A 17,029-nucleotide genomic window follows, 5' to 3' on the forward strand; every position below is an offset into this window, starting at 1 on the left:
CCTCAAAGAGCGTTCATTCTCTTCTATTAATCACGCTTATATTTTTTTAACACTTCTTCTAGTCGTTTTCGTTCATCATCTAACGTACTTGCATCTTTTTTCTTACTTACATCTTTCTTCACTATTTCTTTCTCTTGTTCTTTCGGCTCTTCTTTCAGCCAATCTGGTACCATTTCTTTTCTTATCGTTTTCTTCGACGTACGGCCTTTTTTCTTCGTCTCAGCCCATTCTTGATATTGACGGTTTTCTTCTTTCGCTAACGCCATTGCTTCAGCTACTGTACCGACCTTTTTACGTGCCCAATGCCCAGCAATTTTCTCCACATACGTTTTCGCAAGCTTCATATCTGAGCGTAGCATAACGTAATAAATAAGTACATTCACAACACCTGGCGTTAATTTTTGATTGATCATTACATCTTCAACGATCTGTAAGTCAGCCTTTGTCGCCTCTGCACCACCAGAGATTTCTTTTAATAGTTGTTTTGGTGAGATTTCCTCTAACTGTTTTATTAACATCTCTTCTTGCGTAGAAGGCTCTTTTCCTTCCATCATACGTGCAGCGTGAGGTTGTACTCTTTCACTTAATACAGGTAACGCTTGACCGTTTTCGAACTGATACCAATCACGTGCTCCTTTTCTAAGCCTTTCGATATCAATTGTCTGCATCTCTGTCACCGTACCAAGAACGATATTTTGCATCGATAACACATCTACATCGTATACGTAAGCAAGTGTACTGACACATTCTCGCACTTGATCTGTAATCGCCTTTTTAGGGACAAGAGCGGACAAGCCATCTACAAATAAGGAGAAATCAAAGAAATCATTCCAAACTTTTGGAGCGTCTCCCTTCTCGTTACTTGGCATAGCTGTCGTTTTTGGAATACGAAGATCTTCTTGCGCATGCTCAAGCTGTCCTGGATTAAACGAACCAAACACATCATTGAAAGAACGCGTAACATTTTCATAAGAAGCAAAATCAAATTCTTCTTCTAAGAAATATTGCTTTACTTGATTATATTTTGTCCGACTCAATCGATTGTATAAAAAGATGCTTAACACAATATCATCAAAAAACTGCTTCGGAGATAAAGGTGGTTGCAATTCGTATATAAACATTCGAATATCTTTTTCTTTCTTAATATATACCTTCAAAAGCCCAATTGCTTCTAACTTTACTCGTTCCTCATATATTTCGGGAAGCTGCATCTGCATGGTCACCATAAGGGAATGATGTGTATTCTCTTTTCCAAACACACGATCTTGCTCTAACTCTCCCCATAGCGTCATGTACAAACTAAAAGCTCTACTACCTATTAACGGCTGATACAACATCGTTAACACTTTTCGGTCGTAATTATGCAGTAACCCTTTCGCACTTACTTTATAACGATCAATTGGCAATAGCTCCATCCATGACTGTTTTTCCATTCTTGCTTTTCCTTTCTCTCATCCAATCTATCCTCTACTTCATTCGTTCTATCTTCATTATATAATTGCTTAGCGAAAAAGAGCTATTAGCTTTCGCTTCTAGCTCTCTTATCTCATTACTTACGGTATGTAAAGAGAATAAAATACAACTTCTACTCTCTTTCTTTTTGCAGTATATCTTTTAATTCTTCAATAAATACATTTAAATCTTTAAATTGGCGATATACAGAAGCAAAACGCACGTAAGCAACATCATCAATATCACGCAGTTCTTCCATAACAATTTCACCAATCATATCACTTTTCACTTCTGATATACCTAAATTACGAAGTTCACGTTCCACACTTTGAGTTACTTCTTCTAATTGTCTTAAAGATACTGGTCTTTTTTCGCACGCTTTAATTAAGCCGCGCAAAATCTTTTCTTTATTAAACTCTTCTCGTGTGCCTTCTTTTTTTACAACGATAAGAGGTGACTCTTCTACTCTTTCAAATGTCGTAAAGCGACTTAAACAACTTTCACACTCTCTCCTTCTTCGAATAGAGCGCCCCTCGTCTACCGGACGCGAATCCAACACTCTTGTACCATTATGCGAACAGGATGGACAACGCAATATATTCACTCCTTTACACTATACTCTTTATTTTTTCTCTACTTACTTCATCTGACAATATATATACAATATTATATAACTCATTCTAACTCTCTTACCACTTTAAGTTTAAGCACATTATTTTATCATCTCGTTTTCAAAAATAAGATGGTAGATGGGGTGCTAACTTATTCGTAAGAGCCCAATTTATCTCACTAACGAGTACGTTATATTTTTCCTTTTTTATAAACTAAAAAAGAGGTGCATTATACACCTCTTTACATTTTAAATCAATTATGTTCTTTTTTAAAGAGCTTTTGTTTCTCTCTGCTTAATTTCGAAGCTACCAGTGCCTCGAGGAAGCTCGATGCTCTCACGCGTTTTCGCGTTTAAACCTTCTGCAATATATTCTGCAGCAACATTTGGATCAATACGATCCCCACAAGTATAAACATCAATACTTGCGTAACCGTGCTCCGGAAAGCTATGAATTGTTAAATGTGATTCCGAGATAATTACTACTCCACTTACACCTTGTGGTGCAAATTTATGGAAAGCAACCTCACGCACTTCAGCACCAGCTCTCAGTGCTGCATCCACAAATAATTGTTCAATATACGGCATGTCATTAAGCTTGTCGAAATCACAATCCCAAAGTTCAGCGATTACGTGACGACCCATCGTATCCATAGTATCCATTCTACAGTTCCCCCTTGTAAATTTATTCTAACTGTTCGAATTGAAAACTAATTTGCAATTTGGCTTGCTCCACTACCACGGGGGAAAGTTAGTCCAGAGAGGTCCTAACCCTTTAAGTAGTGACTACGTACCTCAGCTCTTAAGTTTACGAGTGTTAGTATACTTTGTTTATTTTCATTTTGCAACAACAGTTTTTTCGATTTTCTGTCATATTTTCCTCTTTACTTTTCCCTAAAAAAAATAAATGATTCACAAATACAGTAATCACAACGTTTCGTGGTATGTCCACTTTCAAAAATATACTCCTATAATTTTTTTCCTTTTCAGAAAAAAATAAAAAAAGAGGGCAAATATTCGCTTGCCCTCTCCCTTATTCACTTAAATATGTTGCACATTTTTTTGCTTCGCTAATTCGTCAACAACTAACGTTACAAGATCTACAACACGACGAGAGTAGCCCCACTCGTTATCATACCAAGCAAGTACTTTCACTTTACGATCACCCATTACCATTGTAGATAAACCATCAATAATAGCTGAGTGTGTATTTGTATTAAAGTCAATAGATACTAAAGGCTCTTCACTGAATTCTACAATACCTTTTAATGCACCGTTTGCAACAGTTTTGAATGCTTCATTAATAGCTTCAACTGTCACATCACGTTTTACATCTACTACTAAGTCAACAAGAGATACGTTTGGTGTTGGTACACGAAGTGCCATACCATGAAGTTTTCCGTTTAAGTGCGGAAGAACTTTTGCAAGCGCTTTCGCAGCGCCTGTCGTTGTCGGAATGATTGATTGTCCGCAAGCACGTGCTCTTCTTAAATCTTTATGTGGGTTATCAATATTTTTTTGGTCATTTGTATAAGCGTGAACAGTTGTCATTAAACCGTTTTCAATTCCAAACTGCTCATCTAACACCTTAACAACAGGCGCTAAACAGTTTGTTGTGCAAGATGCATTTGAAATAACAGTATGTTTTGTAATATCTAATTGGTCTTCGTTCACACCAACTACAATTGTTACATCTTCATTTTTACCAGGCGCTGTTAAAATAACTTTTTTCGCTCCAGCTTCAACATGTAGAATTGCTTTTTCTTTTGAATTAAATTTACCAGTTGCTTCAATTACAACTTCAACACCTAAATCTGTCCAAGGCAATTCCTTTGGATCGCGGTTGTTTAAAAGGCGAATCATTTTCCCATCAACTAATAAGTGATCTTCAAATGCTTCTACTGTTCCGTCAAACTTGCCGTGAACTGTATCATATTTAATTAAATGTGCTAACGTTTCAGATGGATAGCTTGCATTGATTGCTACAATTTCGAATGCGCTTTCTTTTATTGCCTGACGAAATACCATTCTCCCAATACGTCCAAATCCATTAATTGCCACACGAGTCATAATATGTTATCCCCCTTGAATGCGTTATACTATTTATCTCCAATCCCAATAATAGTATAACACAAAAAGGGGATATGTCACTAAGCATTTTCATTAATTTCACAATTTTTTAGTCAATAATGTTCCAATTCTTTAAAATCACCTGTAATTGTGTTTTCGTTCCCATAATTGTGCCATCATTATTTATCACTTCATCTGCATTTTTCACTTTTTCTTCTAACGGCATTTGAGATTGAATACGAACTGTTGCTTCTTCTTCTGAAAAATTATTTCGTTTCATTAAACGTTCTAATTGCGTATGTGGCTTAACCGCTACAACTAATACGCGGTCAACGAGACTTGTTAATTTGCTTTCAAATAAGAGAGGTATATCTAACACAACCGCTTGCATACCTTCCTTTATGTACCTTTCCTTTTGTGTATTCATTTCCTCACGAACTGCAGGATGAACGATTTTATTTAACTGCAATCGTTTTTCTTCATTATAGAAAACGACATTTCCTAATTTCGGGCGATCCAATTCTCCATCTTCTTGTAATACTTCCGTTCCAAACACTTCTACAATTTTGTTATATGCTGGTTTTCCTCGCTCTACAACTTCTCTTGCAATAATATCTGCATCAATAACTGGTATACTCAGTTCACGAAACATTTGAGACACTGTACTTTTTCCGCTTGCAATGCCTCCCGTTAATCCAATTACTACTGTCATCATAATCCGTTGCCATAAACTTATAAAAATCTATAAATTTTGTTTATTTCCCTGTTCTACGTGTCCGATTTTGCAGAAAGCTACTTTCGTTTGATCAAACACTCCGAGGGCGTAAATTCGGATACAACGAATCCTACATATTAGCCGTAACTTTTTTAGATATTAACTGGCTAATTCATACCGTGACAAATTGATAGCCGCATTTAAATCCCTATCCATTTCGTGACCACAAGTGCATTTGTATACACGGTCAGAAAGTTTTAGTTCTTTGTTGATGCTTCCACAATTGGAACACATTTTTGAAGAAGGATACCATGTATCAGCTTCTACAAATTCAATACCATATTTTTCACACTTGTATTGAATTTGTCTTTTGAACTCATATAAACACTGCTTCGCAATCGCTTTAGCTAGGTGTCTATTCTTCATCAGACCTTTCATATGCAACGTCTCCATCACAATACGAAATGGCTTGGTTTTCACAATTTCGCTCGTTGACTGATGAAGATGATTCTTTCTGATATTCGATAACCTTCTATGTAGTTGTCGTATCTCTTGTTCGATTTTTATAATGTTGCTCGTTTTGACAAAACGGTTTCCCTCCCTGTTCATTTCATATTTACGAGAAACTTGACGTTGCAACCTACGAAGGCGTTTCTCTGCCTTTCTTACCACCTTTGTTTTGTTGATATTTTTCTTTTTCTGACCATCAGAACAATATGCTAATTCTTTGATTCCAATATCTATTCCTAACGAAACAGCCGTTAACTTCTCTTTTGTAAACTCCTGTTCGATACTGACAGATAAATACCAATACTTACCGTCAAAGCTAACGCGTGGATTAGAGTACTTCACCTCTACAGGTAACTTTTCGGATGTTTTTACCCAACCAACTTTCTCAATCAAAACTTGTTTTTCTTTTACTTTTAACTTGATGTTATCGTTGTAGAAAGAGGGTTTTGATTTCCTTCTGCTTTTGAATCGTGGTTTATCAGCCAGCCCCTTAAAAAATCGTTTATATGCTTCACAAGCATCTTTGATTGCTTGTTTGGCTATATTATTCGAAACATCATACAACCAAGCATATTCTTCAGTCTGCTTCAATACAGTTAATTCTTTCCGTAAAAAACCGTCTGATATGAACTTTCCGCCATTCTTATAATTCTCCTCTTGCTTCGCCAGTGTCCAATTATAAGCCCATCTTGCCGTGCCAACAGATTTCCAAAGTTGCAATTCTTGTTCTTCATTTGGCTTGATTCTCACTTTCTTCGCAAGCATCACTTTCCAACAACTCCTTAACCATCTTCTTAGCTATATTTGCTCTTTTTCCTTGAAGATGGCAACTAGTTTACTCTGTCCTACCTGCCTTTTTTGCAAAATCACCAATTGAATATAATTTAAGATTTTTCACCCCATGAGGCTACTTTACCCTGACAATGGTTTTTTATCTATAAATATATACTTACCGTCCTCCCATCCTCATAATAAAAGGCGCGAAACTAATGTTCCACGCCCATACTTACATTTTCCAAATTCCAATAATAATGAGTAATACCCCAGGCAGGAATGTAAATTTTTGTAACCACTTCATATTTGATAAAACCGTTCCAAGTTTCATTCCAATAAATAAAAACAAAGAACTCATAACCGCAACTAATATCGCCATCATAGCGGGCGCATACCCTAATAAAGATGCACCAATTCCAGCACCGAACGAATCTATAGAAAGAGCGATACCAAGAAGTAACGCTTCTCCTGCAGAAATGGTGCCTGATTTATCAAAATCTGCAACAGTCGGTTTCCGTAAAATTTGAATCACTAGCCCGAGCGAAGCAATTTCTAATTTCCAAACCTTCTCCTCTTGCTTTGGTTCTTCTTTTTTCTCACTTCGAAAAAATTGATATAATACCCAAATTCCTATTCCAATAAGAACAAGCCCACCGATACGCGTTGCGATAACAGGTGAAAATATTTTCGCGATCATATGTCCAATTCCCATTGAAACAAGCATAACAGCCGCTGAACACATTCCGATAATTATAATTGATCTTAGTGGAATTCTTACGCTTCTTAAACCATATGTTAGCCCTACACTACAGCTATCTAAGCTTAATGTAAAAGCTAATAAAATAAGAGATAAATAAAGGTACATCGGTAAGCTCCTCCCTTATACATAGCCCTGCTGTATGTATATGACAAATGCCTATCCAATGTTATCTCTTTTCTATATTCTCGGCTGACAAATCGGGCAGTAATGCGTTCCTCTTCCGCCAACAACTGTTTTTTCTAATATCGTACCGCAAGTCACACATGGTTCTCCTTTTTTTCCGTATACATTTAGAAGTTCTTGGAATGAGCCAATTTGCCCTTGCGAATTCATATACGTTCGAATTGTACTTCCGCCTCGCTTCACTGCTTCACCTAACGTTGTAACAGTCGCCTCGTAAATTCGTTCAATTTCTTCTGCTGTTAAAGACGAAGCTTCTCGTTCCGGATGAATTTGAGAACGGAATAAAACCTCATCTACATATATATTTCCAAGCCCTACTAAAAGACGCTGGTCTAATAATACGACTTTTATTTTACGATTGGTCTTTTGCAATCTTTCTTGTAAATACTGCGGTGTCAATTCAGCATCAAACGGCTCCGGACCTAAGTCAGCAAGAGGCATTTGATTCAATTCTTCACCTTTCTTAAAGAGATGCATCGTACCAAACTTTCTCACATCTTTATAATGTAGTTCAGTTCCATCTGTAAATAAGAAACGGACGTGTGTATGCTTATCAATTGGCTCGTCCTCTTGATGCAGTAAAAACTTACCTTCCATACGCAAATGTGAAACAATAACATAATTCGTTACATATAAAAGCAAAAACTTTCCTCTTCGCTTTATATTTTCAATCTTCTCGCCTCTTAGCATTTCTTTAAAGATTTCTGCATCATCCGGACGTTTTACTATTTTGGGATAGGTAACAATGACATCTTCAATTGTTTTTCCTGTCACAAGATTTTCAAGTGTCCGTCTGACGTTTTCAACCTCTGGTAATTCAGGCATTTCATCACTTCCTTATTTTGCGTCGTACCAAGTTGGACCGTAAGAATAATCAACTTTCAACGGAACTGCGAGTTCAATTGCATGCTCCATTACTTCTGGTACAAGCTTCTCTAATTTTTCAATTTCTTCTTTTGGCGCTTCAAATATCAATTCATCGTGTACTTGCAGAAGTAGACGCGCCTGTAATCCTTCTTCTTCTAGACGGTCTGCCATAATAATCATCGCTTTTTTAATAATATCTGCCGCAGTCCCTTGAATTGGTGTATTCATAGCCGTACGCTCAGCAAAGCTACGTAAATTGAAATTACGACTCGTAATTTCCGGAATATAACGGCGGCGATTTAATAATGTAGCCACATACCCTTTTTGTTTCGCATCTTTTACGATGTCACTCATGTATTCTTGTACACCAGGGAAACTTTCTAAATACTTTTCAATAAATTCCGCTGCTGCTTTTCTTGTAATTCCTAAGTTTTGTGAAAGACCATAATCACTAATACCATATACAATTCCGAAATTGACAGCTTTCGCTTGTCGTCTCATATTCGAAGTTACTTCATCTTTTTCAACGCCAAATACATCCATCGCTGTTTTCGTATGAATATCCATGTCATGTTGGAACGCTTCAACTAGCCCTTTATCATTTGCAATATGAGCTAATACGCGAAGTTCAATTTGTGAATAATCTGCCGCATACATAATCCATCCTTCTTCTGATGGAACAAATGCCTGACGAATCTTTCTTCCTTCTTCTAATCGAATTGGGATATTTTGCAAGTTAGGATCCGTTGAACTTAATCGACCTGTTTGTGTTAATACTTGATTGAAACGAGTATGGATTTTAGATGAATCTTCATGTACAACTTTTAATAAACCTTCAATATAAGTTGAATTTAGTTTCCCTAATTGACGATAATGTAAAATGTTTGGAATGATTTCATGGCGATCCATAAGCTTTTCTAGTACATCTGCTGACGTAGAATAACCTGTTTTCGTCTTTTTAATAACTGGTAAGTTTAAGTTCTCAAACAGAATAACACCAAGCTGCTTCGGTGAATTAATATTAAATTCTGTTCCCGCAAGCTTATAAATTTCCTGTTCCATTTCCTTTAATCTACCTGCAAGTTCTTCTCCCATATTACGAAGACGCTCCGTATCAACTTTTACACCTTTTACTTCCATATCAGCTAATACACGCGCAAGTGGTAATTCTAACTCTGTAAACAGTTCATATTGCTCATTCTTTTGTAACTCTTCAACGAATGTTTGCTTTACATCATATAATACGTGCACTTTACGAGCTACATGCTCCGCTACTACTTCTAGCTCTGGAACAGCACGCTTCGCACCTTTTCCGTAAACTTCTTCATCAGATTTCACAGCATGTGTTTCTTTCATTTTTGCTACAGTACGGAAATCTTTATCCGTATCAGCCGGGTCAAGTAAATAAGCAGCGATTAGTAGATCAAAGTCAATCCCTTGCATATCTATCCCGTTCCATTTAAGTGCAACGATTGCGCGCTTTGCATCAAATGTATACTTTCTCATTTCTCCATCTGCAAGCCACTCTTTAAAAGCGTCTGACTTAAGAGCAATTTCTGTTTGAATAAAGTAACAGCCATTTTCATTTTGAATACCAAAACCTTGAATGTCCGCTTTATGATAGTTATCTTCTTGTACTTCAACAATAAGCGCACTATCTTGCACTAGCATTTCTTCTGTAACTTCTTCCACAATATCAAATGTAATATCATCTAATTCAGCTGGAGTCGTTTCTTCTGGCGTAACACCTAATTTATTTAAAAGGGATGTAAATCCTAAATTCTCGAACATTGGAATCACATCACTTGCTTCATACCCTTTATACTCCATATCATCCACATGCACTGTAATCGGCGCATCTGTAATAATAGTTGCAAGATCTTTACTCATAAGAGCTTGGTCTTTATTTGCTTCTAGCTTTTCTTTTAATTTCTTCCCGCTTACTTGATCTATATTTTCATACACTGCCTCGACCGTTTCAAACTGTGTTAACAATTTAATCGCAGTTTTTTCACCAACTCCTGGTACACCTGGAATATTATCTGACTGGTCTCCCATTAAACCTTTCATATCGATAATTTGCTTTGGTGATAAGCTGTATTTCTCAAATAAAGCTTCTTTCGTATATTCATCCACTTCTGTAATCCCTTTACGAGGAATACATACGAGTGTATTATCTGAAACAAGTTGCAGTAAGTCTTTATCTCCTGAAATAACTTTTACATGAAACCCTTGTTCACTCGCTTCTTTCGCTAACGTCCCCATAATGTCATCCGCTTCATAATTTTCTAATTCATAACGTGGTACGTTGAATGCATCAAGCATCTCACGAATAAACGGGAATTGCTCTGATAATTCAGGTGGAGTCTTTTGACGTCCTCCTTTATACTCACTATACGTTTTATGACGGAATGTCGTTTTACCCGCATCAAACGCTACTAACATATGCGTTGGTTTTTCTTCCTCTAATATTCTCATTAACATCATTGTAAAACCGTAAATTGCGTTCGTATGTATACCTTTGTCGTTATTTAAAAGCGGTAGTGCAAAGAAAGCACGATACGCGATATTGTTACCATCTACTAATACGACCTTTTTTTCCAAACCAGAAACCTCCCCATACAAATTTGAAATGATTTTTTTCACAGAAAAAAAACCGTTCCTTTCCTCTCTCTATATTAACATGACTAATAGAGAGAAGAAAAATAACGGCTATTTTCTATCATATATACAAACGTTTACTAACATAAAAGGGAAGTGACGAGAATAGCATAACTATTCTCGTCCAAAATTACTCCTTGGATGAAGGGGTTTTCATGTATTATATTAACAGACCTTTATTAATATTTAATTAAGCCATTGTTAATATATTGTAAACATCCTTCATCCTATTTTTCAGTTGCTGATTTTGGTAAAACAACTATAAATGTTGTCCCTTCCCCAACTTCACTATCCACTGTAATCGTGCCGTGATGCGCCTCAACTAAATGCTTTACAATCGATAATCCAAGGCCTGTACCACCAGTATTTCTACTTCTCGCTTTATCCACTCGGTAAAAGCGTTCAAAAATACGCGGAATTTCATCTTTACTAATACCAATTCCCGTATCCGATACTTTTATATAAGCATTATATTTATCTTCTGCTAATTCTACAGAAACAACGCCTCCAGCCGGCGTATATACGATTGCGTTATTCATTAAATTAATAAAGATTTGCTTCAAACGACTTGGATCTCCAATGACCGAGACTCCTTTTAGCGCATTTACTTGTAAAGAAATTTCTTTTTCTCCTGCTTTGTTATCAAGCACCATATGAATGTCTTCAAGAAGTCCCTTCATATCAACGGTCCCCATACTCAATTTAAAGCCTTGTTGCTCAATCTTTGATAAATCTAATAAATCTTCAATTAACCCTTGCATGCGTTCACTTTCTTTTAAAATAATGTGCAAGAAATGTTCGCAGAATTTTTTATTATCCATAGCACCGTCCAAGAGCGTTTCTGAAAAACCTTTAATAGAAGTAATCGGTGTCTTTAGTTCATGAGAAACATTCGCTAAAAAGTCTTTTCTCATTTGTTCTAATTTCTTTAGCTCAGTAATGTCATGGAATACAAGGACAATCCCTTTCCATTCATGGTTCGTCCCGATAATCGGTGCTCCATATACTTCAAAATGCTTTCGCTCAATTCCAAGCGGCAATAACATTTGTTTACGCACTTTCACTTCTGTCATAAAAATTTCTTCCACGAGCTCTATAATTTCTGTATGATGAAACGACTCATAATATAAACGATCTAAATATTCTTCATCTGTTACGTGGAAAGTTTCCTTATAAGAACGGTTTACAAGGTTTATATAACCGCGGCTATCAATTAAAATCATTCCGCTTCCCATATTTTCAATTAACGTATGCAGACGATCTTGTTGCATTTCTTGCTCAAGTGTCATCTCTTGTAAATTACGGGCTAAAATATTAATTGCTTTACTCAGCATTCCCGTTTCATCCGAATGACTTTCATAAGCGCGTGCTTTATAATTTCCCTTCGCTAATTCGATAGCAACTTTCGTAACGGATTCAATTGGCCTAATATATTGCCCTGTAATTTTCATACCTAAAAATACGACTACGAGACAAGCGATAACAAATCCGATAATTAATAATCCCCACGTTTTTTGATGAACAGATTTCAAAGGCTCAATTGTACTTTTCACCAAAATGTACCCTTGTTTCCCTGCTACATCTTGAACGAATACCGCATGGTAAAATTCATTATTCTGATCTGTTTCTTTCGTAATGACTTTGTTTCTTTGTTTTGTTGTTTCAGAAGAAAGTTCTTTAATTATCCCTTCACTAAAAGCAGACTGTTCTCCTCCGCTATATTGAACTTTCTTTTTTTCATCTACAAATGCAATAGAAGCCTGTATTTTTTCTTCTAACTTTTCAAATACATATGGATTTTTTAAAACATCATCAAAACCCTGTTCTTCTGCTAATACCGCAACATACTCTGTCTCTTTTACCATTCTCTCTTTTGCATGATCTATATAGTAGTTTTCAAACACGGTTTCCAGTAATAAACCTAGTCCAACTAAAATAAAAACAATAAGAGAAACAAATGTAAAAAGAAGCCTGGAACGAAATTTATTCATCCCCTTTTGGCTCCTCTAATTTATATCCTAAACCACGTATCGTTTTAATGTACGTCGGTTTTTTCGTATTTTGTTCAATTTTATCGCGCAAATGGCTAATATGAACGTCAACAATTCGTGTATCACCAGCAAAATCATAGTTCCATACAGCACTTAATAATTGATCACGTGTCAACACGCGACTTTTATTTTTCGCAAGATAAACAAGTAGTTCAAATTCTTTTGGTGTTAATTCAAGCTTTCTTCCTTGGAAATAAGCCTCATAAAATTCCGGCAAAATTTTAAGTTCAGCAAGTGTGATGCTCTCTTCATCTGACGCTTCTTTCACTTGTTCTTCTTGTTGTAATTTCGTGCGGCGCAAAATTGCCTTCACACGCGCAACAACTTCCCTTGGGCTAAATGGCTTCGTCATATAATCATCTGCCCCAAGTTCAAGACCTAGCACCTTATCAAATTCATCATCTTTTGCTGTTAACATTAAAATCGGCGTCATAACGCGCTGCAATCGTAATTCTTTACACACTTCCATACCATCCATTTTTGGAAGCATTAAATCTAATATAATTAAATCTGGGCGTTCTGTTGTCGCTTTTTGAAGCGCCATTTCTCCATCCATCGCTGTTATAACCTCAAACCCAGCTTGTTGTAGATTAAATTCAATTAAAGTTAAGATAAATTCCTCATCATCAACTACTAAAATACGATTGTTCATTCTTTTCCTCCAAGTTATAGACTTGAAACCTTCTTCATCCTAGTATTTTCCCCGTTATTCTCATCATACTAGAAAACAAGTTCCCTCTCAATATAATTGTCTATTCATGGAGCTCGTTTCTACTAATGCTTCGAAAATAAAAGTAATTAAAACTTCATTCTCTCTCCCTCTCCGCTATCCAAACTCGGTAGATAAACCTACCTTTTTCAAAGTATTTTTCCGTATGAACCACAAATCCCCTCTCCTGCGCTAGGAAAAATGAAAGAGCATACGCTATTTTATAGTCCGGTGTTTCATATCTATCAAATAGTCTTCCATACATTTCATTCGCGACCCCGTCCGCCCACACTTCAGCTTCTCTTATCGTTTCAAAGATAACGTCTTCTTTTTTCCACTTCACCTTAAAAATCACCCCTTTTATTGACTTACATTATTAATATTTATATTATTAATTTAAATATATAAATATTAAAAACACGGAGGTCTATTATGCGATTAGTTCTACCTATTCTATCTTTAGTAGTAACATGTATTCTTACTTTCAACGCCCCAAGCTGGGATACTATTAAAACAGGCTGTTCTGATTTCGCCGAAGGATTCACACAAGGATTCTTCAACTAAAAATAGCGCTAGCCCCCTTATAGTAAGGTGTGCTAGCGCTATTCATATTTTCATGTTTTAAAAATTATCTAATGCTTTTTCCATAATAGAAACTGATTTAAAAGGCGGCGTTACTGTTAAAGAACCCTTTACAACCGTTTCTCCTTTTTCATCATGAGCAGATACAAGCATATCAATTGTATGTTCCTCCTCAGAAACAGCTACAACTTCAAAATGGATTTGTAACGTTTCATAATGATGAACATGCTTCACGAACGTAAGGTCCTTCCTAGTAATATGACTGCCTGGACCTGGTAAATATTTCGTAACTGCCGTTGTAATCATTCCCGTTAGCATAATGCTTGGTACAATCGGCTTTTCATACGGAGTTTGGGATGCGTAATCATGCTGAATATATAATGGATTGGCATCATTCGTTAACCCTAAGTACAATAACAAATCTTTATCCTCAATTTTTTCAGTGATAGATAATTTCTCTCCTACTGTAATTTCATCCATTCTACGACCAATTTGAACTTTTTTCTTTAACATGTTACAACCCCCTCCGATTTTTTCACCTTATTATCCTACTAATAGCGATACCTTATCCGAAATTTACTATGATGAGGGCAATGTATAGTATAAATCTATAGTTTCATTATAGGATACACCAAATGATAGCGTTTTCATATTATTTCAAAAAAACATTTGAATAAATAGTAGAAAAAGATTCGGGGCCCCGAATCTTTTTCTACTTAATATTTAATTATTAAACAAGAACCTTCATTACATTACGTACAGATTCTACAGAGCGATCTAACGCTTCTCTTTCATCTGTAAGAAGTTCTAACTCAATAATTTTTTCAATTCCGTTACCACCTAGAATTACTGGTACGCCTAAGTAAAGATCGCTATAACCATATTCACCTTCAAGGTACGCAATAGCTGGTAATACACGGCGTTGATCTTTTAAGATTGCTTCTGTCATTTCAACTAAAGAAGCAGCTGGTGCGTAATATGCACTACCGTTTCCTAATAAGCCTACAATCTCACCGCCACCTTTACGGGTACGTTCTACGATTGCTTCTAAACGCTCTTTCGGAATTAACGTTTCTAACGGAATGCCACCTGCATAAGAATAACGTACAAGAGGTACCATATCGTCACCGTGTCCACCAAGAACAAATCCTGTAATATCTTTCACAGAAAGATTTAATTCTTGTGCAATAAATGTACGGAAACGAGCTGTATCTAATACGCCCGATTGACCGATAACACGCTCTTTCGGGAATCCTGCTTCTTTAAATACAGAATATGTCATTGCATCAACTGGATTTGTTAACACAACAATAATCGCATTTGGTGAATGTTTTGCAATGTCGCGCGTAATACTTTTCATAATTTTAGAGTTTGTTGCTACTAAGTCATCACGGCTCATACCAGGCTTACGTGCAATACCTGCTGTAATAACGACAACGTCAGAATCAGCAGTATCTGCGTAATCAGATGTTCCAATAATGTTAGCATCAAAACCTTGTACTGGGCTCGCTTCTAACATATCTAACGCTTTCCCTTTTGTTGGATTTTCCAGTTGTGGAATGTCCACTAATACAACATCTGCAAGTTCTTTTTGTGCTAATAAGAATGCTGTTGTTGCTCCTGTAAATCCTGCACCGATGACTGAAACTTTCTTGCGTTTGATTGTCATAATTTACCCCCCGCTTTAATTATGCGTTTTTGATTATCGCTACATCCATGTTTTTAATAAGTTCATTAGCGAACTCAGAACATTTCACTTCTGTTGCACCTTCCATTAAGCGTGCGAAATCATAAGTTACTACTTTTGAAGCAATTGTTTTCTCAACTGAATCAGTTACTAATTTCGCAGCTTCATTCCATCCTAAGTGCTCTAATAATAATACACCAGAAAGAAGAACTGAAGATGGGTTTACTTTGTCTAAACCTGCATATTTTGGAGCTGTACCATGTGTAGCTTCAAAGATAGCATGTCCAGTCACATAGTTAATGTTTGCACCAGGTGCAATACCAATTCCACCTACTTGTGCAGCAAGTGCATCAGAGATGTAGTCTCCGTTTAAGTTCATTGTTGCAACAACATCGAACTCACGTGGACGAGTTAAAATTTGTTGTAAGAAGATGTCTGCAATAGAATCTTTTACGATGATTTTTCCAACCACTTCAGCGTCTGCCATCGCTTTATGCGCTGCATCTTTACCATCTTTCTCAACGATACGATCATATTCAGCCCAAGTAAATACTTTATCGCCGAATTCTTGTTCCGCTACTTCGTAACCCCAGTTTTTGAAAGCACCTTCTGTAAATTTCATAATGTTTCCTTTATGAACTAATGTAACAGAAGAACGTTTTTCGTTAATTGCATATTGAATTGCAGCACGAACAAGACGCTTTGTCCCTTCTTCTGAGATTGGTTTAATACCAATACCAGATGTTTCTGGGAAGCGGATTTTATTAACACCCATTGCTTCTTTTAAGAAAGCAAGGACTTTTTCTGCTTCCGGAGATCCTTGTGCATATTCAATTCCAGCATAAATGTCTTCTGTATTCTCACGGAAAATAACCATATCAGTATCTTCCGGACGTTTTACAGGTGAAGGAACACCATCAAAATAACGAACTGGACGTAGGCATACATATAAATCTAATTCTTGACGAAGTGCTACGTTTAGAGAACGAATACCACCGCCAACTGGAGTTGTAAGTGGACCTTTAATCGCGATTAAATATTCACGGATTAAATTTAAAGTTTCTTCTGGTAACCACTCGCCTGTTTGGTTGAATGCTTTTTCCCCTGCAAGCACTTCTTTCCAAACAATTTTCTTCTCACCATCATAAGCTTTTTCAACTGCTGCTTCTAGTACACGAGATGCAGCTGCCCAAATATCAGGACCAATTCCATCTCCTTCGATAAATGGAATAATCGGATTGTTTGGTACATTCATAACACCATTAGTTACAGTAATTTTTTCACCTGTCATCAATGTGATAACCCCCATGTTTGAAATTTCATATGTATGAAACTGAGGGAATAACCCCTCAGTTCAAACCGTTATTTAAATTAAAATATTCTAATCATTACGTCTTT

16 protein-coding genes and 1 pseudogene are annotated in these 17,029 nt (G+C 36.4%); 1 reads left to right on the forward strand and 16 read right to left on the reverse strand.

Features of this window, described 5'->3' with window-relative positions; all coding sequences use genetic code 11:
• Positions 1–26: 26 nt before the first annotated feature.
• The 13 genes and pseudogenes from ACLBWW_RS04420 to ACLBWW_RS04480 form a co-directional block, all read right to left on the reverse strand.
• Entirely contained in the window at positions 27–1,433 is a 1,407-nt protein-coding gene (locus tag ACLBWW_RS04420) for a replication initiation and membrane attachment family protein (RefSeq protein ID WP_046956233.1), read from the reverse strand.
• Between the two features lie 152 nt (positions 1,434–1,585).
• Positions 1,586–2,047, reverse strand: coding sequence for a transcriptional regulator NrdR (gene nrdR, locus ACLBWW_RS04425; protein ID WP_001203687.1), 462 nt, complete (start codon positions 2,045–2,047; stop codon positions 1,586–1,588).
• 285 nt (positions 2,048–2,332) lie between these two features.
• A complete protein-coding gene (speD, locus tag ACLBWW_RS04430; protein WP_002003660.1) occupies positions 2,333–2,716 on the reverse strand; it encodes an adenosylmethionine decarboxylase in 384 nt (127 codons plus the stop codon).
• Positions 2,717–3,103: 387 nt separating this feature from the next.
• Positions 3,104–4,132 carry a glyceraldehyde-3-phosphate dehydrogenase gene (locus ACLBWW_RS04435; RefSeq protein WP_000198978.1) on the reverse strand — a complete coding sequence of 343 codons (1,029 nt, stop codon included), beginning with the start codon at positions 4,130–4,132 and terminating at the stop codon, positions 3,104–3,106.
• Between the two features lie 109 nt (positions 4,133–4,241).
• Positions 4,242–4,844: a dephospho-CoA kinase gene (coaE, locus tag ACLBWW_RS04440; RefSeq protein WP_048544511.1), complete on the reverse strand. Its 603-nt coding sequence runs from the start codon at positions 4,842–4,844 to the stop codon at positions 4,242–4,244.
• A 162-nt stretch (positions 4,845–5,006) separates the two neighbouring features.
• Positions 5,007–6,125, reverse strand: coding sequence for an RNA-guided endonuclease InsQ/TnpB family protein (locus ACLBWW_RS04445; RefSeq protein WP_223265763.1), 1,119 nt, complete (start codon positions 6,123–6,125; stop codon positions 5,007–5,009).
• Positions 6,088–6,189 (reverse strand): annotated as a pseudogene (locus ACLBWW_RS04450) (IS607 family transposase); the annotation flags it as partial. The gene ACLBWW_RS04445 and the pseudogene ACLBWW_RS04450, both read right to left, overlap by 38 nt.
• Positions 6,190–6,363: 174 nt before the next feature.
• Positions 6,364–6,996 carry a sporulation membrane protein YtaF gene (gene ytaF, locus ACLBWW_RS04455; RefSeq protein ID WP_000281739.1) on the reverse strand — a complete coding sequence of 211 codons (633 nt, stop codon included), beginning with the start codon at positions 6,994–6,996 and terminating at the stop codon, positions 6,364–6,366.
• Positions 6,997–7,068: 72 nt separating this feature from the next.
• A complete protein-coding gene (gene mutM, locus ACLBWW_RS04460; RefSeq protein ID WP_001114486.1) occupies positions 7,069–7,899 on the reverse strand; it encodes a DNA-formamidopyrimidine glycosylase in 831 nt (276 codons plus the stop codon).
• A 12-nt stretch (positions 7,900–7,911) separates the two neighbouring features.
• Positions 7,912–10,545 carry a DNA polymerase I gene (polA, locus tag ACLBWW_RS04465; protein ID WP_048544346.1) on the reverse strand — a complete coding sequence of 878 codons (2,634 nt, stop codon included), beginning with the start codon at positions 10,543–10,545 and terminating at the stop codon, positions 7,912–7,914.
• A gap of 284 nt (positions 10,546–10,829) precedes the next feature.
• Complete coding sequence (phoR, locus tag ACLBWW_RS04470) at positions 10,830–12,593, reverse strand: sensory box histidine kinase PhoR (RefSeq protein ID WP_048544348.1); 1,764 nt, start codon at positions 12,591–12,593, stop codon at positions 10,830–10,832.
• Positions 12,586–13,305 carry a two-component system response regulator PhoP gene (phoP, locus tag ACLBWW_RS04475; protein ID WP_001065223.1) on the reverse strand — a complete coding sequence of 240 codons (720 nt, stop codon included), beginning with the start codon at positions 13,303–13,305 and terminating at the stop codon, positions 12,586–12,588. Before phoP ends, phoR begins: the two co-directional genes overlap by 8 nt.
• A gap of 154 nt (positions 13,306–13,459) precedes the next feature.
• Positions 13,460–13,705, reverse strand: coding sequence for a hypothetical protein (locus ACLBWW_RS04480; protein WP_000871398.1), 246 nt, complete (start codon positions 13,703–13,705; stop codon positions 13,460–13,462).
• 89 nt (positions 13,706–13,794) lie between these two features.
• Between ACLBWW_RS04480 and ACLBWW_RS04485 the strand changes: the two genes are divergently transcribed.
• Complete coding sequence (locus ACLBWW_RS04485; protein ID WP_002122970.1) at positions 13,795–13,926, forward strand: hypothetical protein; 132 nt, start codon at positions 13,795–13,797, stop codon at positions 13,924–13,926.
• A gap of 57 nt (positions 13,927–13,983) precedes the next feature.
• Here the strand turns inward: ACLBWW_RS04485 and ACLBWW_RS04490 are convergent, their stop codons facing one another.
• From ACLBWW_RS04490 to icd, 3 genes are all read right to left on the reverse strand, one after another.
• The gene (locus ACLBWW_RS04490) at positions 13,984–14,457 is read right to left on the reverse strand and encodes a MaoC family dehydratase (protein WP_000914190.1); all 474 of its coding nucleotides are present in this window, start codon (positions 14,455–14,457) and stop codon (positions 13,984–13,986) included.
• 217 nt (positions 14,458–14,674) lie between these two features.
• Entirely contained in the window at positions 14,675–15,613 is a 939-nt protein-coding gene (mdh, locus tag ACLBWW_RS04495; protein ID WP_000153236.1) for a malate dehydrogenase, read from the reverse strand.
• A gap of 19 nt (positions 15,614–15,632) precedes the next feature.
• Complete coding sequence (gene icd / locus ACLBWW_RS04500; RefSeq protein WP_447613914.1) at positions 15,633–16,925, reverse strand: NADP-dependent isocitrate dehydrogenase; 1,293 nt, start codon at positions 16,923–16,925, stop codon at positions 15,633–15,635.
• Positions 16,926–17,029: the final 104 nt, after the last annotated feature.

Source organism: Bacillus sp. M5A3_1b (assembly GCF_053345335.1).

Excerpts from the sequence above, each read along its gene's own strand:
- ACLBWW_RS04420 (WP_046956233.1), bottom strand. The coding sequence starts at position 1,433 with ATGGAAAAACAGTCATGGATGGAGCTATTGCCAATTGATCGTTATAAA.
- speD (WP_002003660.1), bottom strand. The coding sequence starts at position 2,716 with ATGGATACGATGGGTCGTCACGTAATCGCTGAACTTTGGGATTGTGAT.
- ACLBWW_RS04435 (WP_000198978.1), bottom strand. The coding sequence starts at position 4,132 with ATGACTCGTGTGGCAATTAATGGATTTGGACGTATTGGGAGAATGGTA.
- coaE (WP_048544511.1), bottom strand. The coding sequence starts at position 4,844 with ATGACAGTAGTAATTGGATTAACGGGAGGCATTGCAAGCGGAAAAAGT.
- ytaF (WP_000281739.1), bottom strand. The coding sequence starts at position 6,996 with ATGTACCTTTATTTATCTCTTATTTTATTAGCTTTTACATTAAGCTTA.
- mutM (WP_001114486.1), bottom strand. The coding sequence starts at position 7,899 with ATGCCTGAATTACCAGAGGTTGAAAACGTCAGACGGACACTTGAAAAT.
- phoR (WP_048544348.1), bottom strand. The coding sequence starts at position 12,593 with ATGAATAAATTTCGTTCCAGGCTTCTTTTTACATTTGTTTCTCTTATT.
- phoP (WP_001065223.1), bottom strand. The coding sequence starts at position 13,305 with ATGAACAATCGTATTTTAGTAGTTGATGATGAGGAATTTATCTTAACT.
- ACLBWW_RS04485 (WP_002122970.1), top strand. The coding sequence starts at position 13,795 with ATGCGATTAGTTCTACCTATTCTATCTTTAGTAGTAACATGTATTCTT.
- ACLBWW_RS04490 (WP_000914190.1), bottom strand. The coding sequence starts at position 14,457 with ATGTTAAAGAAAAAAGTTCAAATTGGTCGTAGAATGGATGAAATTACA.
- mdh (WP_000153236.1), bottom strand. The coding sequence starts at position 15,613 with ATGACAATCAAACGCAAGAAAGTTTCAGTCATCGGTGCAGGATTTACA.